This is a genomic window from Deltaproteobacteria bacterium, assembly GCA_016874735.1.
Taxonomy (GTDB): Bacteria; Bdellovibrionota_B; Oligoflexia; order Oligoflexales; family CAIYRB01; genus CAIYRB01.
Genome location: VGTI01000027.1, coordinates 1 through 25999, shown reverse-complemented (window position 1 = coordinate 25999; position 25999 = coordinate 1). Strand labels below are relative to the sequence as shown.

General features: G+C 54.6%; 22 protein-coding genes. 19 read left to right on the top strand and 3 right to left on the bottom strand.

Features of this window, described 5'->3' with window-relative positions; genetic code table 11:
- Positions 1–55: 55 nt before the first annotated feature.
- From FJ146_11680 to FJ146_11640, 9 genes are all read left to right on the top strand, one after another.
- On the top strand, positions 56–1675 hold the full coding sequence (locus tag FJ146_11680; GenBank protein MBM4252623.1) for an ATP-binding protein: 1620 nt from the start codon (positions 56–58) through the stop codon (positions 1673–1675).
- Between the two features lie 51 nt (positions 1676–1726).
- A complete protein-coding gene (locus FJ146_11675; GenBank protein MBM4252622.1) occupies positions 1727–3766 on the top strand; it encodes an NAD+ synthetase in 2040 nt (679 codons plus the stop codon).
- 117 nt (positions 3767–3883) lie between these two features.
- A complete protein-coding gene (locus tag FJ146_11670) occupies positions 3884–4342 on the top strand; it encodes a type II secretion system protein (protein MBM4252621.1) in 459 nt (152 codons plus the stop codon).
- The gene (locus FJ146_11665) at positions 4339–4551 is read left to right on the top strand and encodes a hypothetical protein (GenBank protein MBM4252620.1); all 213 of its coding nucleotides are present in this window, start codon (positions 4339–4341) and stop codon (positions 4549–4551) included. Before FJ146_11670 ends, FJ146_11665 begins: the two co-directional genes overlap by 4 nt.
- A 22-nt stretch (positions 4552–4573) precedes the next feature.
- Positions 4574–5140, top strand: coding sequence for a hypothetical protein (locus FJ146_11660; protein MBM4252619.1), 567 nt, complete (start codon positions 4574–4576; stop codon positions 5138–5140).
- 11 nt (positions 5141–5151) lie between these two features.
- Positions 5152–7017 (top strand): GTP-binding protein, encoded by a 1866-nt coding sequence (locus tag FJ146_11655; GenBank protein ID MBM4252618.1) that lies wholly within the window; start codon positions 5152–5154, stop codon positions 7015–7017.
- Positions 7018–7270: 253 nt separating this feature from the next.
- Positions 7271–9226: a DNA translocase FtsK gene (locus FJ146_11650; protein ID MBM4252617.1), complete on the top strand. Its 1956-nt coding sequence runs from the start codon at positions 7271–7273 to the stop codon at positions 9224–9226.
- Complete coding sequence (locus FJ146_11645; protein ID MBM4252616.1) at positions 9223–11277, top strand: DUF2075 domain-containing protein; 2055 nt, start codon at positions 9223–9225, stop codon at positions 11275–11277. The genes FJ146_11650 and FJ146_11645 overlap by 4 nt, the downstream gene beginning before the upstream one ends.
- Positions 11278–11342: 65 nt before the next feature.
- On the top strand, positions 11343–12722 hold the full coding sequence (locus FJ146_11640; protein ID MBM4252615.1) for a hypothetical protein: 1380 nt from the start codon (positions 11343–11345) through the stop codon (positions 12720–12722).
- A 30-nt stretch (positions 12723–12752) separates the two neighbouring features.
- Here the strand turns inward: FJ146_11640 and FJ146_11635 are convergent, their stop codons facing one another.
- Positions 12753–13730: an isopenicillin N synthase family oxygenase gene (locus tag FJ146_11635; protein MBM4252614.1), complete on the bottom strand. Its 978-nt coding sequence runs from the start codon at positions 13728–13730 to the stop codon at positions 12753–12755.
- 75 nt (positions 13731–13805) lie between these two features.
- On the bottom strand, positions 13806–15062 hold the full coding sequence (locus tag FJ146_11630; protein MBM4252613.1) for a hypothetical protein: 1257 nt from the start codon (positions 15060–15062) through the stop codon (positions 13806–13808).
- A gap of 45 nt (positions 15063–15107) precedes the next feature.
- Here FJ146_11630 and FJ146_11625 point away from each other — a divergent pair, with 45 nt between their 5' ends.
- The 9 genes from FJ146_11625 to FJ146_11585 all read left to right on the top strand — a co-directional run bounded on the left by FJ146_11625 (position 15108) and on the right by FJ146_11585 (position 23743).
- Positions 15108–16334 (top strand): YjgP/YjgQ family permease, encoded by a 1227-nt coding sequence (locus tag FJ146_11625; GenBank protein ID MBM4252612.1) that lies wholly within the window; start codon positions 15108–15110, stop codon positions 16332–16334.
- A gap of 115 nt (positions 16335–16449) precedes the next feature.
- A complete protein-coding gene (gene fabF / locus FJ146_11620; protein ID MBM4252611.1) occupies positions 16450–17691 on the top strand; it encodes a beta-ketoacyl-ACP synthase II in 1242 nt (413 codons plus the stop codon).
- Positions 17692–17764: 73 nt separating this feature from the next.
- Positions 17765–18181 (top strand): YeeE/YedE family protein, encoded by a 417-nt coding sequence (locus FJ146_11615; GenBank protein ID MBM4252610.1) that lies wholly within the window; start codon positions 17765–17767, stop codon positions 18179–18181.
- A complete protein-coding gene (locus FJ146_11610) occupies positions 18178–18606 on the top strand; it encodes a YeeE/YedE family protein (protein MBM4252609.1) in 429 nt (142 codons plus the stop codon). The genes FJ146_11615 and FJ146_11610 overlap by 4 nt, the downstream gene beginning before the upstream one ends.
- Before the next feature lie 43 nt (positions 18607–18649).
- A complete protein-coding gene (locus FJ146_11605) occupies positions 18650–19519 on the top strand; it encodes an MBL fold metallo-hydrolase (GenBank protein MBM4252608.1) in 870 nt (289 codons plus the stop codon).
- Positions 19520–19535: 16 nt separating this feature from the next.
- Entirely contained in the window at positions 19536–20348 is an 813-nt protein-coding gene (locus tag FJ146_11600; protein ID MBM4252607.1) for a sulfite exporter TauE/SafE family protein, read from the top strand.
- Positions 20349–20521: 173 nt separating this feature from the next.
- A complete protein-coding gene (locus FJ146_11595) occupies positions 20522–21673 on the top strand; it encodes a porin (protein MBM4252606.1) in 1152 nt (383 codons plus the stop codon).
- Between the two features lie 89 nt (positions 21674–21762).
- A complete protein-coding gene (locus FJ146_11590) occupies positions 21763–22662 on the top strand; it encodes a hypothetical protein (protein ID MBM4252605.1) in 900 nt (299 codons plus the stop codon).
- Between the two features lie 100 nt (positions 22663–22762).
- Positions 22763–23743, top strand: a complete 981-nt coding sequence (locus FJ146_11585) for a ribose-phosphate pyrophosphokinase (protein ID MBM4252604.1) — start codon at positions 22763–22765, stop codon at positions 23741–23743.
- On the opposite strand, the gene FJ146_11580 is transcribed toward FJ146_11585, so the two are convergent.
- Positions 23726–24766 carry a hypothetical protein gene (locus tag FJ146_11580; protein ID MBM4252603.1) on the bottom strand — a complete coding sequence of 347 codons (1041 nt, stop codon included), beginning with the start codon at positions 24764–24766 and terminating at the stop codon, positions 23726–23728. The two genes, FJ146_11585 and FJ146_11580, sit on opposite strands and share 18 nt — an antisense overlap.
- Positions 24767–24984: 218 nt before the next feature.
- On the opposite strand from FJ146_11580, the gene FJ146_11575 reads away from it, so the two are divergent.
- Complete coding sequence (locus tag FJ146_11575; GenBank protein ID MBM4252602.1) at positions 24985–25806, top strand: hypothetical protein; 822 nt, start codon at positions 24985–24987, stop codon at positions 25804–25806.
- The last annotated feature ends 193 nt before the right edge of the window (positions 25807–25999 follow it).

Genomic DNA, 25999 nt, shown 5'->3' with positions numbered 1-25999 from the left:
TTGGAACGCTCTCGCAATCCGTAGCAGAGTGCCACCAACTGAGGGAGGAAAGACGATGACTGAGGCTAGTGTCAGACAGGATTCACGACCGATCGCCGCCACGTTAGTGAATACAGCAGTTTGCGATGCTGCTGCCACCAACCTGATGCGTGTCGAGAGCGGTTTTACCCGGGGATTTGCCGGGATGCAACTGCTTGGCAACACCTCGGACGTCTGCCGCAGCGGGAAAGAGAGGGCGCGCGTGGCACTGGAGGGACTTGGCCTCTGGATCCCGCCGCAGCGGGTGGTGATCAATCTGACTCCGGCCGATCTTAAAACAGATGGTAGTCACTTTGATTTGCCCATTGCCGTCAGCCTAGCCTTATTAATTGGAGAAGCACCGCCCGCCATCAAGCCCGACGAGTGGCTGTTTGCCGCTGAGCTTGGTCTCGCCGGTGAGCTGCGCCCAGTTAAGGGCGCCGTCTCCTTTGCCGTGGCGGCGATGGCCAAAGGCCTGCGCGGTATTGTGGTGGCGTCGGATAACGCTCAGGAAATCAGCGTCATGACACGCCTGGCACCGTCGGCTAGCCTGCAGGTCCTGGGCTTTCGCGATCTGCGAGCGGTTCTGTCTTGGATGTTTGGGCGCGGATCTACGACCACATTTACCACTAATTACCCATCACTGGACGCAGGGCAGCTACCCAATTTTGACGACATGATATTGAGTCCGGCGATGGAGCTTGCAGCGATCACTGCCTGTGCCGGAATGCATAGTCTCCTGCTCCGTGGTGTCCCAGGCACGGGCAAATCGATGCTGGCATCCCGACTAGCGAGTATTTTGCCCGATCTAGAGCCGTCTGAGCGGATCGAGACCCTACGCGTCCACAGCATGGTGAGCGAGCGTCTGCAGCCCGCGTTATTAGCTGGTCGACCGCCCTATCGGGCGCCGCACCACCAAGCGAGCGCGGCGGCACTCATCGGGAGTGCCGATCAGCCCGGAGAGCTAGCTCTGGCCCACGGGGGCGTCCTCTTTCTCGATGAACTACCGGAATTTAGGCGCGATTTACTCGAGGCTCTGCGTGAGCCGCTCGAGCTTGGTGCGGTTTGTGTCGCTCGGTCCAAGCACCGCGTTGTCTGGCAGACGGCGGTTGTGCTCGCGGCGGCCTGCAATAATTGTCCGTGCGGCTGGTACGGCAGCAGCCGTCGTGAGTGCCACTGCAGTCAGACCAAAATTGCCGCCTACCGTCAGCGCCTTTCGGGCCCGCTGCTTGACCGTATTGATCTCCATATCAATGTGCCCGAGACGCAGGCTAATTCTGCTGATCTGTTGCTGGGACTTAGTCATCGGTTGCCGGGCTCGGTGACGGCTCGTATGAGGACGGCAGTCAGCCGTGCGCGCCAGCGCGCCTATGAGCGTAACCGGGCGTTCGGTTGTTGCGTAAACAGAGACCTACCTGCGACCACGTTGCTAGAGGCCTCTGGCCTCGCGGCAACGGATTTTGCTGGTGTGGTGAACGATGTCATCCCGAGCTCAGCAAGCAATCGGTCGGTCATGCGCTGTTTACGCGTCGCTAGAACCTTAGCCGACATCCATGATCGCGAGACGTTGTCGGAGTCCGATCTGGTGCAAGCGTGGCGCTGGCAGGCTGAGGCAGCCGCCCATGAGCGCGGTGAGATGGTGCATAGTCTCCAGTGAGTAACCATGCTAGCTTGAAGACTGAGCGCGACCAAAGAGTGAGGGACGGGCATGGAACTGCTGCGGGTTGCTGGCGCAACAGTAAATCAAACACCACTTGATTTTAACGGTAACCGAGATCGCATCATCACCCTGATTGAGTCGGCCAAGGCCGGTGGGGTCGAGCTCCTGTGCCTGCCAGAACTTTGCCTGACGGGCTACGGGTGCGAAGATACTTTTTTTAGTCTGGCCACGGCGGCTGCGGCCGAGGCGGCTCTGATCGAAATCCTGCCACACACGCGCGGTATCACCGTGCTCCTAGGTTTGCCGCACGTATATTACGGGGCGCTTTATAACTGCGCCGTCATGGTACAAGACGGTGCCATACTCGGGCTTAATGCTAAGCGCGTCCTGCCACGCGAGGGCGTCCATTACGAGCCGCGTTGGTTTAGACCGTGGCCCTTTGGCAAAGTGGTCGATACGGTGCTGGCGGGCAAGCGCGTGCCGCTGGGCGATATTCGGTACCGCTTTGGTAGCCTCGGCGTCGCTGTCGAGATTTGTGAAGAAGCCTGGGACAGTGTGCCGGCATCGGCAGCTCATGCCGACGCGGTGCAACTCGTACTTAATCCGAGCGCCTCCCATTTTGCTCTGAGCAAGTACGCAAAACGAGAGCATCTCGTAGCCAACAGTAGTCGGTCGCTACGTGTTAGTTACGTCTACACAAACCTGCTCGGACTAGAGGCTGGTCGCATTATTTATGACGGCGGCGTCCTCATAGCTGAGGCTGGTGAGATTGTTACACGCGGGGCACGTTTTGGTTTCCACGATGGGGAGCTGACCTGTCGTGACATTAATCCTGAGCTGGCCAGTCTGAATAAATTGACGGGGAAGCCCGTGCGTGAGCCTGAGGCCAAAGGTCCAGGCACAGCTAGCGGCGATGACGCAATCAGGGCAGAGGTTGTCGCCAGAGACCCGCGTGACGTCCGGCGCAGCAGTGGTCAACCGGCCGTGACTAAGTCGACGCAGCAAGTATCGCGCTGTGCGACTAGCTCCTACCGGCCGTTGACGCGTCACGAGGAATTTCTTTTTGCCGAGATGCTCGGACTTTTTGATTACATGCGCAAGACGCGGAGTAAAGGCTACGTGGTGTCGCTCAGTGGGGGCTGTGACTCTGCTTGCTGTGCCGTGCTCGTGGCCCAGATGCTCGCGGCCTCGGTCGCTGCCCTTGGTCTTGAGGCAACCTGTGCGCGTCTCCACCTACCCAAGCCTCACCAAGGCACGGGTGTTAAAGAGCTAATCGCATCTGCCTTGGTCTGCATTTACCAGAGTACAGCGCACAGTGGTCCAGTGACTCACAGCGCCGCGCAAGCACTTGCCGAGGAACTCGGAGCAACATGGTATGACGCCTCCGTTCAACCGATGGTGGAAGCTTACGTCAAGGCAGCTGAGGGTTTACTGCAACGCCCTTTGACCTGGGCTGCAGATGATCTCAGTCTGCAAAATATCCAGGCGCGTGCTCGTGCCCCTCTGGCGTGGTTGATAGCGAATGTGCGGCAGTCCATTTTGCTTACCACTAGTAACCGCAGTGAAGCGGCTGTGGGTTATGCGACTATGGACGGTGACACAGCTGGTGGCCTCGCACCGCTCGCGGGGATTGATAAGCTTTTCCTCCGCGAATGGCTGCGCTGGGCCGAGCACAGCTGCGTGGACGGCCTAGGACACATTGCGGCTTTGGCAGCCGTCAACGCGCAGGCACCCACGGCAGAGCTCAGGCCGCCCAGCGCCACGCAACGTGACGAGGATGACCTCATGCCCTACGCTATCCTTGAGCGTATTGAGCGCTATTTGGTGCGTGATCATCTGGGGGCTGACGACATCTTGGCGACGCTCCGCTTTGATTTCCCGCAAATCGAGCCCAAGGTGCTGACGGGTTACCTCAATAAGTTTTTCGCCCTGTGGTCCCGAAATCAGTGGAAACGGGAGCGCTACGCACCCGCTTTCCACATAGATGACGAAAGTTTGGATCCCAAAACCTGGTGTAGGTTCCCAATTTTGAGCACACCCTTTCAGGTTGGGGATGGCGGCGGGATGCGGAAGTCATCCGTTAAATGATTAAAATTATTATATAAAAATAACAAGCCTCAAGCCGGGCTAAAGTTTCCCACCTAATTTGCCGACGCCAATTATGTGACGCACCTTAGCGTCTAAGCGCGATAGGAGGGGGCAGATATGTTTACCGGAGCAAAATCAAGAAAAGCAGAGCAAGGCTTCAGCTTGGTTGAATTAATGATCGTCGTCGCGATCATAGGCGTGCTTGCGGCTTTGGCGGTACCGAAGTTCCAGAGTTTCCAGGCTAAGGCTAAGCAGTCGGAGGCTAAGTCGAACTTATCGCATATTTATACGCTCGAGCTTAGCTACTATGGCGACCAAGATAAGTACAACAAGAATTTGCAGGAAATTGGATTCTGGGGAAGTGATAAGAAACTACCTGGACACCCACGGTACAACTACGACGCGGATACGCAAAACGCCGATGCTAATTTCATTGCCACCGCTACGGCCACAAAGAACTCCATTATCGCCGCAGACTGCCAATTCAAGGACCTCTGGGAGATTAACGATAAGAAAGAGCTGAAAGTGAAAGATGACTGTGTCAGCGGTAAAAAGGGCATCGACAGACCTGGATGATCCCTCATCCTAGCGCATTGACCAAACTACCCGCCGCCAAGGCGGGTTTTTTATTCATGCCGTCCCAGCGGCATCTGCTTGATCCCGCCCAAAGACTCAGTCTTCCCTGGGGGTTAGCGTTTTCTGACGAACGCGCCCCGCAGGCGCCGGCACTTAAGGCTTGGGGAGGCAAACCCGAGTGTGCTAAGAGCGAGGCCGCCAGACCCTAATGAAGAGATTGCGGAGCCAGCCGTGCCTCAGCATGTTAAGATTTACGATCAAGCTGTACCGGCTGACCTTTGTGAGCGTATCATACAGCGCTTTGACCAGGATAAGCGCGTGTCACCAGACCCACAGCCAGACTACAGCACGAGATCGTACCTGAACATTTCGCAGGAGGCGGATTGGCTTCCCATATCGCGCGATGTATGTCGGGTCGTGAACTCACTGATGGCGCGCTACTTTGAGAGGCCGGAGCACCTAGCACACGGGACCTATCATGAGTGGAGTGACGACGGCTACGTGGCCTGTCGTTATGATGTGGGTGATACCTGCATCCTCCACATCGACGGACAAACTGCAGTCGAACCTCATAATGCGCTTAGAATTGCTACGGTAGTGATGTACCTAAATGATGTCCCAGTTGGTGGTGAGACTTATTTTCCGGAGCAGGATCTGAAAGTCAGCCCGAGGCAGGGGCGCGCAGTGGTGTTTCCCGTCGGCTATACTCACCCCCATGAAGTTCTGGCGGCGTCTAGTCCACGTTATATAGTTCAGACCTGGATCACTGATCCCAACTTTGTCGTCCATTCAAGTTAATAGAGGAACTCATGTCCGAGCATTTACGCAATATCTGTATCATTGCCCACGTTGACCACGGCAAGACGACATTGGTAGACCACCTGCTGAAACAGGCGGGCACGTTCCAAGCGCACGAAAATACTGCCGATCGCATGATGGACTCGGACTCGCAAGAGCGGGAGCGGGGGATCACCATCTCGGCTAAAAATGCCTGTTTTTGGCTCGGTGATGTGAAAGTAAACGTAGTCGATACCCCGGGTCACGCCGACTTCGGTGGTGAGGTTGAGCGGATCATGGACATGGTCGACGGTGCTATTTTGCTCGTCGACGCCGTCGAGGGACCGCTGCCGCAGACGCGCTTTGTATTGCAAAAGGCGATCGAGAAGAACCTCAAGGTTATCCTTTGCATCAATAAGGTAGACCGTCCTGAGGCTGTTGGTAGCACGCTTGTTGCTGAGTGTGTGGATAAGGCTTTCGACCTATTTGTGGAGCTCGGTGCCTCGGAAGAGCAGTGCGAATTCCCAATTATTTATGCTTGCGCGCGTCAGGGTTGGTGTACCGGTGATCAGAATGCCATCCCGCAGTACCTCGAGGGTGGCGGCGATCGCAGCCTGAAGGCGCTCTACGACGAAATTATCAAAATTCCGGCGCCTGCAACCGATCCAACGGCAGAGGTGCAGCTCCTCGTCTCCAACATTGCCTACTCCGAGTATCTTGGCACTCTGGCACTCGGGCGTGTGGCTATGGGCACCGTACGTAAAGCACAGGAGCTGCTGCGTCACGGCGTTAACGAGAAGGGCGAGCCTGTTATCAAGAAGTTTCAGGTCACGCGGCTCCTGTCCTACGACGGGATGAAGCAGATCGAGATTGATAAACTCGAGGCGGGTGACATTGGTCTCATCGCTGGATCCGAGTACTTGGAGATTGGTGACACGCTAAGCGGTCTCAACGGTAAGGCGCTTAAGCGCATTAAGGTTGAAGAACCAACCATGCGCATGATCTTCTCCATCAACACCACGCCTAACTCGGGCAAAGAAGGCAAGGCTATCCAATCGCGTGAGTTGCGTCAGCGTCTGCTGAACGAGACGCGCAACAACGTGGCACTCCGTCTTGAAGATACAGAGGTGCCAGACCAGTTCTACGTACTTGGACGTGGTGAGTTGCAATTTGGCGTCCTGATCGAGAAGATGCGCCGCGAGGGCTTCGAATTCATGGTCGGCCGTCCCAACGTGTTGATGCGTACGGAAAACGGCGTCAAGCTCGAGCCTTTCGAGAAGTTGACTCTGGATCTACCTGAGGCCTACTCAGGTGATGTGACCAAAATGTATCAGCAGCGCAAAGGCGTGCTCCTCGCCTACGAGGCGGCAACTGTGACTGGTAACGAAGAGCAACGCGTCAGGCTCACCTTTGAAATCCCGACACGTGGCATTTTAGGTACCAACTCCATGTACAAAACGGCTACCCGTGGCGGCGGCTTGATTAGCTCCGAACCTCTGGGCTACCGACCACACGTAGGGCTGATTGCGCACCGTCTGTGCGGTAGTTTGATTGCCGATCGTACTGGTAAAACCACCGAGTATGCATTGTCGTCGGTGCAGGAGCGTGGTGTTCTCTTTATCGGTGAGGGTGTGGAAGTTTATGAAGGTATGATCATCGGTGAATGCGCTAAGGACAACGACCTTAACGTCAATCCGATTAAACCGAAAAAGCTGACTAACATCAGGACCACGAGCTCCGATGGTTTGACAAACCTTTACGGCATCAAAAAGATGAGCCTAGAGCGTTGTATCGAGTGGATCGACGACGATGAGTGGATTGAAGTAACGCCTAAGTCCGTGCGTCTACGCAAAAAGATCCTCGCAGGCAACATGCGTGGCCTACGCAAAACTGAGTGACCTGATACTAAGTTGATCGTTGTTGAAGCCCGGCGCGAGCAGGGCTTTTTTTGTCTCTGTTTTTGTACTGCTACGGGCGCCGCCCTGTCAGGTGGCGGTGTCAGTGTCAATTTTCTGGACGCTCCAGGACATCGCGATCTTGTTCAAAAGTCGATAGGTTTTAGGTGCTTGCCGTGTACCCCGGGGCCTGGACCGGCCCTTGAATAGTGGCAGGTGCGGGAAGCCGCGCTTGTAAACAAACGGAGAGACGCCTGTGATCAGTATCCCCACTGTATTTGAACGTAAGCTGCATGCTGCTGTCCCTGTTAAGTCTGCTTGGTTAGAGGCTTGGGGCTTCGTGCTGCTCGGTATCGGCTGCTTCCTGGCGCTCGCTTGTTATAGCTTCAACCCCTATGACTATACGACCTTGGGTGTCAATCCAAGGGGTGTCACCAACCTAGCCGGTCCTCTCGGTGCAGCAGCTGCCGCGCATATCCTTGGGCGCTTTGGTGTCATCGGTATGATCTGGCCCGTAGCCTTGGCGGTATGGGGATCACTCACCGTCACTGGATTTGTCCTCTGGCCCCATGCACGGCGCGTGGTCGGCCTTTTGATCCTCGCTGCCGATGCGGCAGGTTTTGCCGAGATTCTGCTACCGCGTACGAATTTTTCTGTACCGAGTTTTGGTTTTGGCGGACTTATCGGACGCAATTTCCATCGCATGTTTATGCCGCAACTTGGCTTTGGCGGCACGCTGACCGCTCTTGCAGTGGTCGGCTTTGTCGGTTTAGTGCTCTCGGGCAATCTGAAGATGTCGCAGACAGCGCCGCTGATGGGCGAGCTCGTGTATTATGTAAAACGCTTTTTCTACCGCCAGTTTAAAAAGATACGTCACAATCTCGGTGGTAAAATGCCCAGCGCTGCAAAAGCAGCTATGCCCGTAACATCAAACTCAGGTGCGGCTCAGTCATCGGCACCCGGTAAGGCCAAGGCCGCCGCGGCAGCTGCACCCGCAGCCCAGCCGGAAGGTGGGTACTTTGACCTCGAACTCCACTACGACGGACCAGCACACGGTAAGCCAGACGCTAGCCTTTTCTCTGGCACCAAGAAGGCGCCTGATCGCAGTAGTACCTTCCGTCAACTGTCGGCACATCTCGTCGAGCAACTGGCTCAATTTAAAATTTTCGGTGAGATCACCGGTGTCACCCAGGGCCCTGTCGTGACTACTTTCGAATTTAAACCAGCACCTGGCACTAAACTCAGTAAGATTTCGGCCCTAGGTGAAGACCTGGCGCGGATGCTAAAAGCACAGAGCCTGCGCGTCCTCGCACCAATACCGGGCAAAGACACCGTCGGTTTTGAAGTGCCCAATGCCGAGAGGGCCGTGATCGGATTTTCTGATTTACTGGCCAGCGCAGACTTTAAGTCCACTAAACGCCGTCTACCGATTGCCATGGGTGTCGATATTTTCGGTGAACCTGTAGTGGAAGACCTAGCGGAAATGCCTCACTTACTTGTGGCTGGTTCGACGGGTGCTGGTAAATCCGTATTCATGAACACGCTCATAGGTAGCCTGATTGCACGCCATTCAGCCTCAACCCTGCGCCTGATTATGATCGATCCCAAAATGGTGGAGATGGCGGCCTATAATGACCTGCCACACATGGCCTGCAAGGTCATTACCGATCCCGCTGGCGAAGCCAAAGCTGCCCTGAGTCGTCTTGTACAAGAGATGGATGATCGCTACCGCCAAATGCAAGCGGTTGGCGCGCGTAATATCGACTCGTTCAATGACATTATTCGTAACCGCAAGAAGAGTGAGTTTCTTACCTTCGAGGGTAAATGGGCTATTATGCCATATATCGTGCTGATCATCGACGAGATGGCCGACATGATGATGCTACTTGGTAAAGAGATCGAAACGCCCATCACGCGACTCGCACAAAAGGCGCGCGCCTCAGGCATCCATATGGTGATTGCAACGCAAAGGCCGTCGGCTGATGTGGTGACTGGACTGATCAAAGCCAACTTTCCAACGCGTGTTGCCTTCCGCGTCATGAGCGGTATTGACTCGCGGACCATACTTGACCAAAACGGAGCTGAGACTCTACTTGGTAAAGGTGATATGATTTATCTCGCAGCTGGCAAAGCCAAGCGTCTGCATGGTGCCTTCTTGCCTGAGTCTGAAGTTCAATCCATGGTAACAGCAGCGAGGACGAAGAAGCGATGAGCGATGCAACCAAGCCTACCCAAAAATCACCATCGTCCAATCGCGTCAAGCTTCATCCCGACAGCGAACAAACTAGAGTCGTATTTGCCAGTCCAGCTGAGGAGCAGTTTTACGAGCAGTGCCGTGCGACCCTAGGGAGCGATTGGCAGGTTTATTATTCGTGCACGCTGTCGACTATGGAGGGCGACGAGGGCCTGAGAGATAACGAGATTGATTTTGTTTGCTACCACCCAAACTACGGTGTGGTCGTGGTGGAAGTGAAAGGCGGACGCATCCGTCATGATGGTGAGACAGGTAAATTTTACTCGGTTAATAGGCACGGCGAGAGCTTTGCGATCAAGGATCCTTTCCAACAATCGTTAGTCTGGAAGGGACGTTTTCTCCGGTTCCTAAGGCAGCACAATGTCAAAGTTCCTGTAAGCCATGCCGTATCTTTCCCTACAGCAAGTGAGGCGGACTTTCCCGCATCGTCGAGCATTGTCCCTGAAATCATTATCGGTCGTGATCGCATTAGGGACCTGGGTCGCAGTCTGGCCGAGATTGCTTGTAAATCACAGCCCGAGCAGTATCGACGATTCGCCGATGTGAGTGAGGACCTCGACCGCTTACTGATTGGCGCAGCTTTTACGACACGCCTTTATCTGAAGGACTATATCGACGGTCATGAAAATAGGGTGCGCGACGTCGAGACTATACACAATACCTTGATTATGCCCATTGCGAGTGTAAACAGGCTGGGTATCGAGGGCGAGGCTGGTACCGGTAAGACCATGCTAGCCATGATGCTGGCTAAGCATTTTCGTGATCAGGGTAAAAAGGTCGCTGTGCTTGGATCCAATGGTTTATTAAATCTATTGCTGCAAAGAGAGCTTGGCGACGGTATCGCAGCTATGACCTATCAGGACGTCGCTGCCAATTATGGACTCAATCTCTTGATTCCACCAAGCGAGTTCACTGGAGCGCGTGAAGACTGGGTGCAGTACGAGGCACCAGATAAACTCAAGAAAGCCGTAGCGGCATCAACAGAGCGCTACGATGTGGTGATCTGCGACGAGGCGCAAGATGTGCAGCCATTCTGGTGGGAAGCGCTAGAAATGCTGCTGACACCAGGGGACGAGGCGCGCTTCTACTTGTTCTTCGATAGTAGCCAAGGCGTCTTTGGCTCGGGTAGCGGCGACGAAGCTTTTGTCGCCGCTGATACCTTACCGATAAAGCCCCCCTATTTCCCCTTGGTGCATAATTACCGAACGACACGTGAAATCGCGGCCTTCTCGCGTAGCTTCCGCCGCACCAGTGGCATGATGCATAGCCACTCAGGTCGCCTGGGCTACGTGCCCGAGCTTGTAGTTTATAAAGATGCCGAGGATGCAAGGCGGTTACTCGGCAAGTTGGTGCGGAATCTGACGCGCGAGGAGGGTCTCAAAAATTCTGACCTCACGATACTATCGGCGCGTAACCCAGCGGCTAAAGAGTCAGTGCTTTACCAGACTGACGAAATCGTCAAAATTCCACTCTACAAGCTGACTCATACGCAGAAGAAGAGCTGGCGCGAAGCTAAAGCGCCGAAAGAATCGCTAGCGATAAGCACCATTGCTGGATTCAAGGGACTGGAAACGTCGGTCGGCATTCTGCTCAATGTGAGCGAGTATAACCTACCTGTCGATCATCCGATTATGGCCAGCTTGATCTACGTAGCCTGCACGCGCGCCAAGCATATGCTTTACGTCTTTGTCCGTGAGGACGATCCTAAACGTCAGGCCTTTGAAAAAGCGCTTGCGGCTATTAAGACCACTGGCACCATGGTGATCGGTGGTGGATCGCACGGTGACTTTGAATTTATCGGCCGCGTGACACACTACAATCCAGATCGTGTGGGTTGGTTGGCGGTCGAAGATCCAGCTTTTGAACTAGGTAGTGTCATGTTCTTTCCGTCTGACGTTGCAAAAGCTAATCTGCGCGATCTGCAGATCGGTGCCAAGATTAAGTTCCGTCCTCGTGCCGAGGGTGGAGTTACCATAGCCTGTGAATTAGCTCGTCCCAGTGGTTTCTAGTCCCATCTCTTGGGTCACCGCCCGGTGACCCGTGCTCCTTCGGTTCGTCCCGCCTGAGGCTCCCCATGTTTGCCATCGCTCCTGCTGTTACTCCTGTTCCCGCATTAACTCTAGGTCGATCCTGTTTAATGGTGCTCGGTCTGATGATCATGCAATTACAGACTGGCTGCTCCAGTGGTGACGAACGTCGGCCCAGCGACAATGGCGGCGATCCGCTCACTACCGGTGTCCTTTCCGATAGTGCCTACGCAGCGCAGTATTTTGTTGCGGATTCGGATTGTCAGGCGAGTAACGAGGGTCCGATTTTAGCCGGCAAAGGTATTGGCGTTTCTTACTATAATTTCTATCAGCGCACGACTTGCCAGTCCCAGTCAGGCTCTGACGCGTGTGACGATGGGGAGGTCGTCAACAGTCCCGAGCATCTGCGGATCTGTCCTGCGACTAAGAGCTTCCCACGCAATTCCGTCGAAGGCGTCGGACGTACGGCACTAGCTAACGTCGGTACAGCGAGCAAATTTTACGATTCGATTCCGACCGCAAGCACCACCCTGCCGCATAGTGCGCTACTGGTGCTGCCGCGGATTGAAACCGTCTACAAAGACTCAAGTAAGGTGTCGGTTACGGTCGATAACCTTGCTTATGCGCCAAACTTCCGCGGTATGCCGACCTTTGTCATTTATCCCAAAGGCTCAAGGTCGGTACGGGAAGGGCGTTGGGTCAATGTCAACTTTTGGGAAGTGCCGTGGGCTATCGCTCATGAATTCGGGCATCACGTCTTTAACAACCATTCGGGTGTATCGGGTAGCACGCAGGGTATATTCAAGGACCTGCCGCTCTACGGTAGCACGCTCGGGATCGTAGCGGGAGAGGAGCGGCAAATTACCAATGACGATCTTCTCGTCGCTGTGAACGAAGGATTTGCCGATATTTTTGCCTACTACACTCTTGGTGGCGATCCCGGCGTGACGAGTTCGCTGGATTGTTTTCAGAAATCTCGCGATACGGGGTCTGCAACCTTTGCTGACGGGACAGAAAAAATTCTGTCACAGGAGGTCTTGTCGGCCTTTACCGCGAGTCGCACGTTGAGTTCACCATCGACCTGTCAGTCGCCTTCGTTTCAAGAAGTGCATGCGATTGGTGCCATCATTGCCTACGGTGTCGACCAGGTGTTTCAGGCCGCGCTCCCGGCCACACAGTCACTCAACGCTGAGCGAGAGAAGGGGCGTTTGCTGCTAGTTTGGGCCCAAAAGTTAGGGCGTGTCTTCCGGACGCTGGGAGCCGATAGTAGCGGCGGTAAAAACAACCTGGCCAAGCTGATCCTAGAAGCCATGAAAGCAGCTGCCCCCAATGGCACCATGGCGGCGGCTGGATGCCAAGCCGTTCGTAAATACTTCCCCGTCTATGCCACGACTTGGTTCCGCGGTGATCTTACCTGCCAGCAATGAACAGCGACCAAGTTGATGCACCGCGTTGGTTCATTTTTGAGCGATCAGGGTCGTCTTGTCATCTGCGAGTCCGATCTCACGCAGGCGCTGCTGCAGGTAGACACCTGCAGTGATTGGTGGGTAGCGCATCAATCCCCCGGTTTTTGCCACGCAGCTTGCTAACGGGGCCAAACTTGCCTCCGATTTTGGATGTACGAAGAATGGCATGGAAAAACGCCGATCCCGTGAGTTGTCAGGATTGACGACGCGGTGTGTCGTACTCCTGAAGTAACCGTTCGTGATGTTTTGCAGCATATCACCGGAGTCGACGATGATTTGTCCCGGGTGAGCCTCAATCGCGCGCCAAGAACCATCGCGCTCGAGTAATTCGAGACCCCCGGCGGTTGCCTCACAAAGCAGAGTAATCAGATTGATGTCCTCATGGGCCGCAGCGCGGATGCTTTGCGGATGAGCGTTCTCAGCGACCGGCGGGTAGTGGATCACGCGTAAAATGGAATTACCGTCGCGCGCGATGCCTGCGAACCGATCAGGTTCTTCGCCTACATAAAGCGCACAGGCCTGGAGCAACTCTAGCGAGCATGCCTCGAGCTGACGGTAGAGTTCAGAATAAACTTGCTTGAACGTAGCGAGCTCAGCCGGCCAAATATTACGCGGGTAAGCATGGAATAATGGATGCTCCGCAGTTAGCTCCTGGCCTACGTGCCAAAACTCCTTGAGATCCGGCGCCACGGCGTCCTTGGCGTGCTCACGTCCGAAGCTCGTATAGCCGCGTTGGCCCTTGAGCTGCGCATTCTCGTACCGTTGCTTGGCCGCATCTGGCAGCAAGAAAAGTTCTGTCGCCAGGCTATAGGCCGACTTAATCAGCGTGTCGCTGATGCCGTGGCCCTCGAGGGCAAAAAAGCCGATATCGACTAGGGCGCTGCCCACGGTCTGCACAAACTGGGTCCGGCGGTCACCACCGGCGTGAAAATCGTTCAGGTTGACGACAGGTATGCTCTGCTTGGCCATGATTTCCCCCTTGTTGCATTGGCGCCCTTATACCGAAGCTTTCGGGCATTCGGCCATGGGGAAATAAGGGCTGAGTCACTTTACGGAGTACTTGCCACGCCCTTTGGCCACGGGGATCAGTCGAGCAGCACTCATGGCCTTGCGATCATATTGTCTGTCAAAATAAATAGATAGCGCCTCTGCGGCAAGATTGGGGCCCTTGATGCGCCAGCGATCTTCGAGCACGACAACGGCAGCCACCACCACCTCAGGGTCGTTCGTCGGAGCGAGGCCGGCAAACCAGGTGGTCAGGCCTTTGGGGGAGCTACCTGTCAGAGTGCCGGTCTTACCACCGACGATGTCGTGGAGTTTCCGGTACTTACCGCGCTTAAACGCGAAGCCAGCGGTGCCGCCGCGAACCGAAGAGTCGAGGATTTCGTGGAGCCTCTCGGCCGTTGCTGCGCTGTAAATGCGCGGCCTTTGGGACACTGGCGGTAGAGCTGGAGAGTCGCGAAAAAGACGCAGTGGCGTGGTCGCGCCGCTGTTGGCCACGGTCAGCATCATGTAGGCTGCGTGGGCAGCGCTGAGTCCGACTTTACCGAAGCCCGCAGCAAAGCTGCCGACAGTGTGAGTGCTCGAATACTGAGGCACCGGCGGCACGAAGGGGCTGCGATCGACATGAAAGTCGGCAGGGACACCCGTGTCCCAGCCAAAGCGTCTGGCAAACTCGGTGATGATACCGAGCCCCAGGTTGTTGACGCCGATCTTGGCGTAAAAACCATTACAGGACTTACCGAAAGCGGTTCTGAGCGTCATGCTGTCGTGGCGGCCTGGGGTGTGGTCGCGCATCCAGTCACCGGTCTCCCGCACGTGAGAACAACCTCCCGTGAGGCCGATGGGAAGGTGACTGTCCATTTCGGTCACTTCAAAAGCCGCCGTAGTGACTACCGTCTTGAACACAGAGGCGGCAGGGAACGAGGGATGCAGTGCGCTATGGGTGTGGCCGCCCCAGTTGTCAGGCTTCCGTCCTTGTACCAAAGCCAAGATGTTACCAGTATGCACGTCGGCCATCACCAGTGCGGCAATCGGCGACTGCGCATCGATCAAATAGCTGGTCAGATAACTCTGGATGTGAGGAACTAGAGTCGAAGCCCGAGGCTGACCATCGGCGCCGGGGAGGTAGATGATACCGTCGGCACTGGGTTCAGGGACTTCCTGGGGTAGAACCGGGGCACCACCCAGGGCTTTAGCTTCTTCGGCGTGAGCAGCGCTGAAGCCGGTAGTAACTACAGAATGTGCCAGCAAAGCGGCAGCGATTCCGCGTCGTATGTTGTACGATGTGGTCCAGGTCATGATGGTATCATACCAAAAATCTAAGAGACTTTAAATTCGTTTCAAATTTGGAGAGAGCTCCTGTTAATTCCTCGATACTTGATTAAAGAGTTGGTGCCGCAGTTTCTGTCGGCGCTGATCATCATATGCGCCATTATCGTGGTTTCGCAGTTGGTGCGACTGTCTGAGGTCTTAGTGACTTTTGGCATTTCGGTAGAAAACGTCTTTCTGCCATTTCTTTTCATCATCTTGCCCTTTGTGTCGTTGACCATACCGATGGCCTACTTGTTCGCAGTGGTGTTGACCTACGGCCGGCTGTCGGCCGACGGCGAGTACGCGGCGCTCCTTGCTGCGGGCTACCCCTTGCGCCGTTCGGCAGTGATCGTGTTGGCCTTGGGGGCAGTACTCTACGGGGTGGCAGCTGCCTCTTCGATCAACCTCGAGGCTTGGGGCCGTCGCGAGCTAGTCCAGTTCCTCTACCGTAAGTCCCAGACGGAGCTGGATAACATGATCAAGTATAAGCTTCAGTCTGGCGTCTTTCTCGATGATTTCCTCGGGTACGTGCTCTACGCCGAGCAGGTGTCGCAAGACCATTCGCACTTTGAGAACGTACTACTCGCCCCCGGTGGTGAGATGCGTCAATCATCCTTCACACTGCTTGCCCCGTCTGGCCATATCAGCGGCTCGGTCCAGACGGGCGATCTGAGACTGACTTTAAATGACGGTATGGCTTATGCGATGGGGCAAAGGCAGGATCACACCGTCTCGGTGGTTAAATTCAACCGGGCGGATATCGATCTCCTTCGGATTTTTCGCGAGCAGATTGTTGGAGCCGATGCTGCTGACGATGATTACCGCAGTCTCACGCCGCGCGAGCTCCGCCGTTTTATTGCCGCTATGGCAGCGATGCCTAGTCGCAGCACCGAGCAAGACGCTATGCTAAGGCGCGCTCATTTTCTGTGGCATCAACGAATCGCAGCCCCTTTTTCGGTGATTACGTTCGCACTATGCGGCATGGTGCTTGGCGTGTCCGATCCGCGACGTGGTAAGAGCATGGCTTACATTGGTGCGATTCTCGTCATCATGGTCGGGTACGTACTAATGATGGCCTTTAAAAATTGGGCTGAAATGGGCGCGATACCGGTTTTGGTAGCGGCCTGGGTTCCCAATTTAATCTTGGGCGTGATGGGCTTTTTTCTTCTCTACCAGAAAAATCGCCTGCCGCCATCGGAAGGGACCCTCGATCTACAAAATCTACCGTTTATTAAAAAATATAAAAAACAGGTAAATTAAGCGGCGAAAGGGCTTGAGTCTAGTAATGGCTCACTTCTATACTGCAGCCCAATCTATGCTTTACGCTGATCTATGAGAAATCAAAGCCATGCGGCTTGAGCGAGGGGTAAGGACGATGAGAAGGGTGGTTGTAACAGGTCTTGGTCTGGTGACTCCTTGCGGCAATAATGTCCCGGCTGCCTGGGATGCTGCGTTGCATGCCAGAACCGGTGTCGGACCCATCACTGTATTTGATTCGAGCGACCTCAGTGTGCATGCAGCCGCCGAGGTTAAAGACTTTACGACGGGTGATGTTTTTGAGGGTAAGGAGCTGCGACGCACCAGTCGTTTCGTTCAGTTTGCTGGCGTGGCTGCTCACGAAGCCATGCTGGACGCAGGTCTTAAGGATTTTGGCGGCGATCGCGATCGCTACGGTGTGAGCTTGGGTGTAGGCATCGGTGGGATTGCTGAGATCGAAGCCAATGCAAATATCCTGAGAGATCACGGCCCCCGGCGTATCTCGCCGTTCTTCATGCCGTATGCCATTGCCAACATGGCCGCTGGCGTTGTGTCACGACTCAATGATCTCAAAGGCCCAAACATTTGCACGACGACGGCTTGCACGAGCGGCACTCACGGAGTTGGTGAGGCCTTTCTCTATATCCGCAGCGGCATGGCCGATATGATGTTTGCTGGCGGTGTCGAGAGTGGGATTACAAAATTATCGATTGGTGCCTTTGCATCTATGAAGGCGCTGAGCACCCATAATGACCCTCCCGAAGAGGCATCGCGTCCCTTTGACCTTAACCGGAATGGATTTGTGATGGGCGAGGGTGCCGGGGTCCTTGTGCTTGAGGAACTGGAGCATGCGCTTCGTCGCGGTGCGCGTATTTACGCTGAGCTAGTCGGATACGGCATGTCAGGTGATGCGCATCACATCACAGCGCCGGCACCGGAAGGTGAGGGTGCCCAGCGCTGTATGCGCATGGCCCTAGATATGGGTCAGGTCCCCTATGATCAGGTTGACTATATCAATGCTCATGGCACCTCAACGGAGCTCAACGACCGTTACGAAAGCGCTGCCATCGGTAAGGTTTTTGGTTCGCGTGCCCTCGACATCTCAGTCTCATCTACCAAGGGCGTCACGGGTCATTGCTTGGGCGCTGCGGGAGGTATTGAGGCTGTGTTTACGGCACTAGCACTGCACCATGGGCTCGTACCACCAACGGCTAATTTACGGACGCGCGATCCGGACTGTCCTCTAGACTATACCCCTCTCAAACTACGGGAGCGTAAACTGCGCTACGCGTTGTCTAACTCGTTCGGGTTCGGCGGCACCAATGGGACTGTCGTTTTCAAGAGTATGCCTCACAGCTGATCCATGAAATACTAGCCAAAGTAACAGCGGGGGAGGAAGAGCTGTGACTTTGGTTGCCTTAAGTTCGGAACAAATGCTGATGCCCGCATTAGGTGGGGCTGTCATCGGCGTGGCGGTGTCACTGCTGCTGCTTTTGTTGGGTCGGGTTTTTGGTGTCAGTGGGATCCTTGGAGGTGCGTTGTTTCCAGTAAAAGGGGACACGGATTGGCGTCTCGCTGCACTCGTCGGGTTCCCCGTCGCTGGTTTATTTATGGTGGAATTCATGCCTGCCACCATGGCAGCCGTGACCCCAAGCGAAATTTGGGTTTACGCCCTGGCGGGGGTGCTCGTTGGATTTGGTACGCAAATGGGCAGCGGCTGTACCAGTGGGCATGGAGTTTGCGGCATCAGCCGCTTGTCGCCGCGGTCGATAGTGGCGACTTTATGCTTCATGGCGACCGGCATGGCCACGGTCGCAGCGGTGCGTGCGCTAGGAGGGCCACTACCATGAAGGTGCTTTTTGCCGCGTTCTTGTCCGCGTTTGTGTTCGGGATCGGGTTGGCCCTGGCAGGCATGACCTTGCCAGCAAAAGTGGTCGGGTTTTTGGATATCACAGGTACGTGGGACCCAAGCTTGGCGCTAGTCATGGTCGGTGCGATTGCCGTGCACGCGGTAACCTACCGCCTCATCATGAAAAGGCCGAGCCCCATCCTTAGTGCCAAATTTCTTGTGCCAACGCGTCGCGATCTGGACGCCCAACTGGTGGTAGGTTCGCTGCTATTCGGAGTGGGGTGGGGGCTTGGTGGTTTGTGTCCCGGTCCTGCCCTTGTCGCCCTAGCCACTGGAAATCTCAAAGTCGTGGTGTTCGTTGCCTCTATGTGTGGTGGCATCGTCCTGCACAGACTTTACATTAAGTGGACATCGGCCAAAGTTTAGCCCTCGAGCTTATCGCGGTCATCGCATGCGACAGGAGTCTCGTATGGAGATCCAGCACTTTTTCGATCAGGCCACCTCTACTTTGACCTACGTCGTGTATGACGGTAGTTCGCGTGATGCTGTGATCATCGATCCAGTCCTGGATTTTGACCCAGCAAGCGTGCGCACCAGTGGTCAGTCTGTTGCGTTGCTGATCAACTTTGTTCGGGAAAAACAGCTCCGCGTGCGGCTGATCCTAGAAACCCATGCCCACGCTGATCACCTGTCCAGCGCCTTGGTTCTTGTCCAAAATTACTGGCCCGAGGCCAAAATTGGTATTGGGGAAAAGATCACTTTGGTTCAGGACACGTTCAAAAAAATATTTAATCTTCCAGCTGATTTTAAAACTGACGGCAGCCAGTTTCACTCCCTGCTCAGGGATCATCAGCTTGTGACCGCCGGGACTCTGCGCTTCGAGGTGTTATTTACTCCAGGTCATACACCAGCCTGTGCGAGTTATCTTTTTGGAGATGCGCTCTTTGTCGGTGACTCGCTTTTTATGCCCGACTACGGCACGGGACGGTGCGATTTCCCCATGGGTGATGCAGCCGTGTTATTTCAGTCGGTGACCAAGCGAATCTACGGACAGCCCGACAGCACGAGAATATTCGTGGGTCATGACTATCAACCAGGTGGCAGAGCGCTCAAGTTTGAGACCACTGTTGCCGCGTCTAAGGCGCAAAATATCCATATCAAAAGCGATACATCGCAGGCTGACTTCATCAAGTTCAGGACCACACGCGATGCCACGCTGAGTGCTCCGCGTTTGCTTTACCCGAGTGTGCAGGTGAATATTGCTGCCGGCCAGTTTTTGCCACCTGAGGACAATGGGAAAACATATATCAAATTGCCGGTAACCTTTGGTCACTCCTAACTAAGAGGCCGCATTCGTGTTGATGATTGGTTACCTCAGTATGTTGGCGGTAGGATTAACCATCGGCCTGATCGGTGCCGGTGGCGCCATTCTCACCGTCCCGATTATGGTCTACTTGTTCGATATACCCGCATTGCTGGCGACAAGTTATTCCCTGTTCATAGTCGGCACGTCGAGTGTATTCGGCCTCACTCGTTATCATCGTGAGCGGCTGATCGATTACAAGACGGCCACAGTTTTTGCCGTGCCATCGATCGTCGGAACATACGTTACGCGCAGAGGGCTCCTGCCGCTCATACCCGATAAAATATCGATCGGTAATTTAGCCGTTATTGATAAAGATCAAATAATCCTGACTGTCTTTGCCCTTGTCATGTTAGCGGCATCGGTGTCCATGATCAAAAGCCACGCGCCACATCCACGTCAGAGTGGGAGCGTAAGTGACCGGCTTCTCTTGGCCAGTTTGGGTTTTTTAGTCGGCTCGGTGGCGGGCTTTATCGGTGCAGGTGGTGGCTTCCTCATTATCCCAGCGTTAGTTGTGGTAGTCGGTATGCCTATGGCCGTCGCTGTTGGTACCTCATTGCTCATAGTCGCAGCCAATTCCCTCATCGGCTTTATAGGCGATGTGCTCGCCGCCGTGACCCTGGAATGGTTTTTCTTAATGAAGGTCACAGGAGTGGCGCTCATTGGCATTATTTTTGGGGTTAATGTCTCCAAGCGTGTGGAACCTAGCCGCCTTAAAAAAGGCTTTGGCTGGTTCATTCTCGCCAATGGCTGTTACATACTGATCCGCCAGATTCTCGCCACAGGTGCAGCTAGCGGTGGCTAGGGCGATGTCTAAATTTAACGACATGTTAAGAATCTAAAAATCTTGAGGCAGCAGAGTTCCCTTGCAGTAGCGATAACTGTACACCTTAGGACGATTTTTCAACTTCCTGCCGAGGCCTCCGTCCTATGCAAAAAAAATGCGCTAATCTTGGATGTATTCTTGCTCTAACCATCATGAGCGCTAATGCCTTTGGCCAAGCAGCCGCCGGCCAAGGGCCAGTTGCACACCAGACTGCCCATAAGGCCTGGTACGAGACGATCAGCCTCCGTGGTTACGCCCAGTTGCGTTACAATCAGCTTGGTGTCACCAATAAAAATCTGACGTCTGATCAGGGCGACAAGTCTATCGGTGGCAACAATAGTCTGTTCCTGCGTCGCGCGCGCCTTATTGTGACGGCTAATCCTTCAGATCGCACCATGGTCTACGTGCAACCTGACTTTGCGGTAACTCCGGTTAGCGGCGGTGCTGGACATTTCCTACAAATTCGCGATTTATATGCAGACTATGCGCTAACTGCAGACAAGTCCTCACGTTTACGCTTTGGTCAGTCCAAAGTGCCGTTTGGTTTTGAAAACTTGCAGTCTAGCCAGAATCGTTTACCGCTCGATCGCGATGATGCGATCAACTCCGCCGCTAAGGATGAACGTGATCTGGGCGTCTACTACATGTGGGCACCTCCAGAAATTCGCCAGCGCTTTAAAATGTTAGTGGATAGTGGGCTTAAGGGCTCGGGAGATTACGGTGTATTTGCCATTGGCGCGTACAACGGGCAAACGGCTAACCAACCCGAGGCGAATCATTCACTTCACAGCGTGGCACGTTTGACCTATCCGTTTCAGATTTTTGGCGAACAAATCCTTGAGACCAGCATTCAAGCCTACACGGGTCGCTACGTCGTGACTAAAAAAGACGGTACGGGCGGTCCATCGGAGTCACTTGACCAAAGAGTCGCGGCATCACTCATTTACTACCCGCAACCCTTTGGCTTTCAGGCGGAGTACACCAAGGGTAAGGGGCCGCAGTACAACGCTGCTCTGAATACTGTCGAGGTCAAGGACTTAGAGGGTGGCTACGTCCTGGTGAGCTACAAAGAGGGTGAGTTTATCCCTTTTATCAGGGCTCAGACTTACCGCGGTGGTCGCAAGCATGACGTCAACGCCGTACGTTATGAAGTGGATGAAGCCGAAGTCGGCGTCGAGTGGCAGGTAGAGAAATCCCTTGAGTTCACTGCCGCATACGTGGACTCGCGTCGTACCAATACCAAAACGGCGCCAAAGCGCGAGCATGGCCGCCTAGCCCGCCTACAGGTGCAGTGGAACTACTGATCATACCGGAGTCGGTAGTGGCTAATGCTTGAGATCTCCTATATAAATAGCAGGTCTTAGAGAGACCTGCTCATATAGGAGAAGAAGTCGTGAGTAACTTCGTCCGCATCATGTTTGGACTCATCTTAGTGGTTAGCACCAGCATCGCCGGGAATGCTCTGGCGTCCACGGCGAAAGTACTGACCCCGCGCGGTATAGGCGTGAGTGATGAACTGGTCAAGACCTACGCTGAGTTAATCAGATTATACCTACGCCAAGCTAAACATACGATTGCCAAAGATGGGCAACAACCCGAGCTCACATTTGCACCCAGCATCACCAAAGTGGGTGAGGGCTACATCCTCGGTTTAGAGAAGAAATCTGCCGATGGCGACTCTTACGAAGATAGCTTCAAAGTGGCTAATGAGAACGAACTCGACACCGGCGTCAAGCGCCTCGTGAGCTCAGTGCTCAGTGAAAGGGCAGCGGAAAAGTCGGCCACTGTCGATGACGTGACCTCGAACGAGGTGCGTGCAGGCATTGCGCGACAAGTGACGGTTAAGCGGGTTCAGGTGGCGCTGGGACCGACCAAGGCACATGGTTTTGGCACTGACGAGACACTCTACAATTTTGAACTGGGCTATGTGTGGGAACGCGACCAACTTGCGCCTCGGGCCTACTCAGAGTTCAACATCGGACCTGGGATCAAAGAGGCTTTTGCCGTGAGCGCGGGGCTTGGCCTCGACTACTATTTAACTAACGGCAAGCACGCGCCTTTTATCGGTGCTGATGTGGGCTTGGGCGGATTCCACCGCGCATCAAACAGCGAGACCAAAGATGGGCGCCCGATGTTCCGGTCTGGGTTCACGCTGAGTGCTACCGTCGGCTACGCTATCATGCGTACGGCAGACACGTCGATGTATGTTGCTGCCAGCTATCGCCCAGTGCTGCAAGGTTTTGGCGACAAAAGTGCTGGTCTATACGGAGTGCAAGTGGGCCTGCTTTACTAACCAGTCGTAGCGTCCTAGCTGGCTCATTTTATGCATGCCACCTCGTCAGAGACGTCGTCACTGCGTGACTGCGCGCAGCTGAATAGGGGTGGCTTTCTTTATGATGAAAATATTCTCTCTAGATCAGTCTCAGGATCTTAGTTACGCCTTGGCTGAGCGTTTAGGTATCGAGCTTTCGCCGCTGGAAATCAGAAAATTTAGCGACGGCGAATATAAAGTAAGGCCGCTCGTTAGTGTCAGTGGTGATGACGTTAGCGTCGTCGCAACCTTTATCCGCGAAGGTGATCTCGGTGTGCACGATAAGTTGTGTTTGGCGCTTTTTCTGGGAGGCGCCCTCAGAGACTCCCATGCGCGGAGCGTGCATTTGGTTGCACCCTATCTATGCTACGCACGTAAAGATCAGCGCACGAAGTCTCGCGATCCCCTGACGCTGAAGTACGTTGCGTCCTTGATCGAGACGGCGGGATACACGTCTATCTCGGCTTTAGATGTACATAATGCATCAGCCTTTGAATCAGCCTTTCGTGTGCCGGTAGAGCATCTGAGTGCTAGAGAACTACTAGCGGCGCGCCTCGCTACGCTAGTAGGCAAGGAGCCCCTGACACTGATCACTCCCGATTTTGGCGGCGCTAAGCGTGTCTTCAGTCTGCAAGGGCAGATCAATAAATTACGTGGATCTGATGACACTAAATTTGGTCTCGTCATCAAAGAGCGCAGCGCGGGCGAGGTCAGGGGCGGTCCTTTACTCGGCGATGTCGATGGGCGCGTGGCAATTATTTTTGATGATTTAATTAGCTCGGGAGCTACTGCGCAGAAAGCTGCTCGTACCTGCCTCGACTTGGGAGCACGTAAAGTAATACTTGCCGCTACCCATATTGTCCTAGGCACCGAGACGGTGAGTCGTTTGAGTGACGCCGCGATTGACTTTATTATTGGCACCAACACTACGTTAGCGCTCAAAGAATTGCCAGACCATCTAACCGGTAAATGCGAGCTTTTAGATGTATCGCGCGTGTTTGCGAAAACTACTGAGTGTAGTCACCGGAGCACGTTGCAGATTGATTCACCGATTCTTGCCTAACTCCTCACTCGCTAGGCTGAGGTAGGCATGGGTCTTGCGGCGCCACTTTTCCTCCTCCGTTGTGGAACAGTCGTAGAGATGCCAGACGCAAAGGCGCGCTCTTAGCAGTGCGCGGTAGCAGGTGTAAAAGCTATGAACGAGCGGTGGAACGACATCACCACCTAGGGCGTGACAGGTCGCGACTACTGCCGCCGCTAGGTCGTCTGCGCCTAGCACCCGGAGTTCCATGGCTAGATAAGCAAGTTCGTCGGCAGTATCCAGGGTACGCAGGGAGGCCGAGAACTCGAGGCAGTCAAAGATGGTACAGGTGTCGGTCAGGCAGATATGTTCTGGTCGTAGGTCGCCGTGCCCGTCGACAATATGGCCACCATGGACACGAACGCTAAACAGGTTTTCGTCTGTTAGCAGCATGGTCTCAAGTTCGTGGGTGAGCACTGTTATGAGTTGTTCTGGTAACGCTAGTTCAGGCCGCAGGAGTAACGATCTCTCCTCGTGTAAACGGCGGTGCCAGGAGGCTAGGTAATCCGTTGGCGAAACGGAGATACGTTTTGCTCCTGCGTAAAACGAGTCCAGGGTAGTCGTCAGGCATGCGAGATCGTCGTTGGCTACTGCATGGGAGTCGATGAGGCAATCGAGCATGCGATCAGCTGGAAGACGGTGCATGCGTACCAGCCAGTCAATGGTTTCACCTTGCCCGTCAAGGGCAATCACACGGTCTGAACGGTGTGTAACTTGACTGAGCCCGAGGTAGAGCTGCGGTGCTAGCCGTCGGTTAAGCAGGATCTCAAGTTGGGCGTTGTGAAGTCTCGCAGCAACCGACGATAGATCGACAAAGGGTCGCCGCACAGACTTTTTCAGTTTGTAGACTTCGTGTTCAGTGAAAAAGAGATAGGAAAGATGGGTCTCACGCACCTCGGTACATGCATGGCGTGCGCTGAGAATGCCCGGTTGGCTGAGGGCTTGAGGCAGCTCAAGAAAAGTAGATGCTTCGGCTTGCCTCGGTTTTCTTGTGTCTATCCTCATGGCTATCACCGCGCTTAGTCGGAGCCGATCGCCTAGTTTAGTTCTACCGCTTTGTGGATCAAGGGCCAAGCAGTCTGTGAATCACGATGACAGCGAACTTCCGTGGCAGTAAACCTTACGTGACGACTCTTGGTGATTGAGTTTCCTGTGGATTGGCGGTAATCCACATAATTGCGATAGCGGCTCCGAGCGGAGCCGTAACCGGCGGAGGTGTCAGCATGAAATTGTGGGCGGCTGTAGTGCGTGTCATTTTGGCGTTGTGGGTCTTTGCACCCGCGATGATGACCGGACAGGCTCTGGCCTCCGATGGCGACGCAGCAGTGGACGCTGATTGCGCGCTCTACTCCCAAGAGAATATGACAGGGGCAAGCTGGACTGCACGAGTCGCCGGCAAGGATCCCTACGCTCCAAAACTCACAGACTGGTGGCAGGGCCGTGTGACGAGCATCTACGTGCGGCAGGGCTATGTGCTTGAGCTTTACGCAGCGCCCTATTTTACCGGCCGATTCATGGCCCTCCAGCCGGGGCTCATGCAAGGCGTTACGGTGGCTGGAGGTCTGAGTATCAACCTCCAAGATCTTGGGTTTTCTAAAGAAGTCGCGTCCTACCGTTGCCGCGTAGCGACGACGCGGATCGAGACACCCGTGGGCGATGCCCCTTGGGTGGAGGGAGCCTCGTACTACTGGTACTCGGGAGGGAATCATTACGACGAGAAGTGGCTGAAAATGCAGACCATCAACGGTCATGCAATCGTTACGGCGCACTCTGACGATACCTATTCCATCAATGTTCAGGATTACGAAATTGACCTGACAGAGGGCTTGGTCAAAATCCGCTTTAAGGCCTACGGCGGGGTCACCGGCGTTACGGAATTTGCCTTCAAAATGGCAGCCGCACGCAGTGACTTTCACGGCATGCTCGATGAACTTGTGGCTACTATGAAGGTGATCGCGCAGGGTTTTTACCGGCCACATGCCGACAAAGCAGCGCCACCAGCCCCTGAGCTAATCGAATTAGCAGCATTTTTTGCCACGCTGTAATGTGGTTGGTTCGGAAAACGTGCCGTAATCACTTGGGATTATTGCTTGACTGCGCGATCCCGCGAGGCTTCCTTAACGCTGTATTTATTCAGGAATTTAAGCTGTTGCCAACCGGCAATGGCTGCTATAACGAAAAGCGTCGCCAACAATCTCTCCGGGACTCCCGGTTCACCTACCAACACACAGTATTGGG

Coding starts and splice junctions, on each gene's coding strand:
- FJ146_11680 (MBM4252623.1), top strand. CDS start 56: ATGACTGAGGCTAGTGTCAGACAGGATTCACGACCGATCGCCGCCACG.
- FJ146_11675 (MBM4252622.1), top strand. CDS start 1,727: ATGGAACTGCTGCGGGTTGCTGGCGCAACAGTAAATCAAACACCACTT.
- FJ146_11670 (MBM4252621.1), top strand. CDS start 3,884: ATGTTTACCGGAGCAAAATCAAGAAAAGCAGAGCAAGGCTTCAGCTTG.
- FJ146_11665 (MBM4252620.1), top strand. CDS start 4,339: ATGATCCCTCATCCTAGCGCATTGACCAAACTACCCGCCGCCAAGGCG.
- FJ146_11655 (MBM4252618.1), top strand. CDS start 5,152: ATGTCCGAGCATTTACGCAATATCTGTATCATTGCCCACGTTGACCAC.
- FJ146_11645 (MBM4252616.1), top strand. CDS start 9,223: ATGAGCGATGCAACCAAGCCTACCCAAAAATCACCATCGTCCAATCGC.
- FJ146_11640 (MBM4252615.1), top strand. CDS start 11,343: ATGTTTGCCATCGCTCCTGCTGTTACTCCTGTTCCCGCATTAACTCTA.
- FJ146_11635 (MBM4252614.1), bottom strand. CDS start 13,730: ATGGCCAAGCAGAGCATACCTGTCGTCAACCTGAACGATTTTCACGCC.
- FJ146_11630 (MBM4252613.1), bottom strand. CDS start 15,062: ATGACCTGGACCACATCGTACAACATACGACGCGGAATCGCTGCCGCT.
- fabF (MBM4252611.1), top strand. CDS start 16,450: ATGAGAAGGGTGGTTGTAACAGGTCTTGGTCTGGTGACTCCTTGCGGC.
- FJ146_11615 (MBM4252610.1), top strand. CDS start 17,765: ATGCTGATGCCCGCATTAGGTGGGGCTGTCATCGGCGTGGCGGTGTCA.
- FJ146_11610 (MBM4252609.1), top strand. CDS start 18,178: ATGAAGGTGCTTTTTGCCGCGTTCTTGTCCGCGTTTGTGTTCGGGATC.
- FJ146_11605 (MBM4252608.1), top strand. CDS start 18,650: ATGGAGATCCAGCACTTTTTCGATCAGGCCACCTCTACTTTGACCTAC.
- FJ146_11595 (MBM4252606.1), top strand. CDS start 20,522: ATGAGCGCTAATGCCTTTGGCCAAGCAGCCGCCGGCCAAGGGCCAGTT.
- FJ146_11585 (MBM4252604.1), top strand. CDS start 22,763: ATGATGAAAATATTCTCTCTAGATCAGTCTCAGGATCTTAGTTACGCC.
- FJ146_11580 (MBM4252603.1), bottom strand. CDS start 24,766: ATGAGGATAGACACAAGAAAACCGAGGCAAGCCGAAGCATCTACTTTT.
- FJ146_11575 (MBM4252602.1), top strand. CDS start 24,985: ATGAAATTGTGGGCGGCTGTAGTGCGTGTCATTTTGGCGTTGTGGGTC.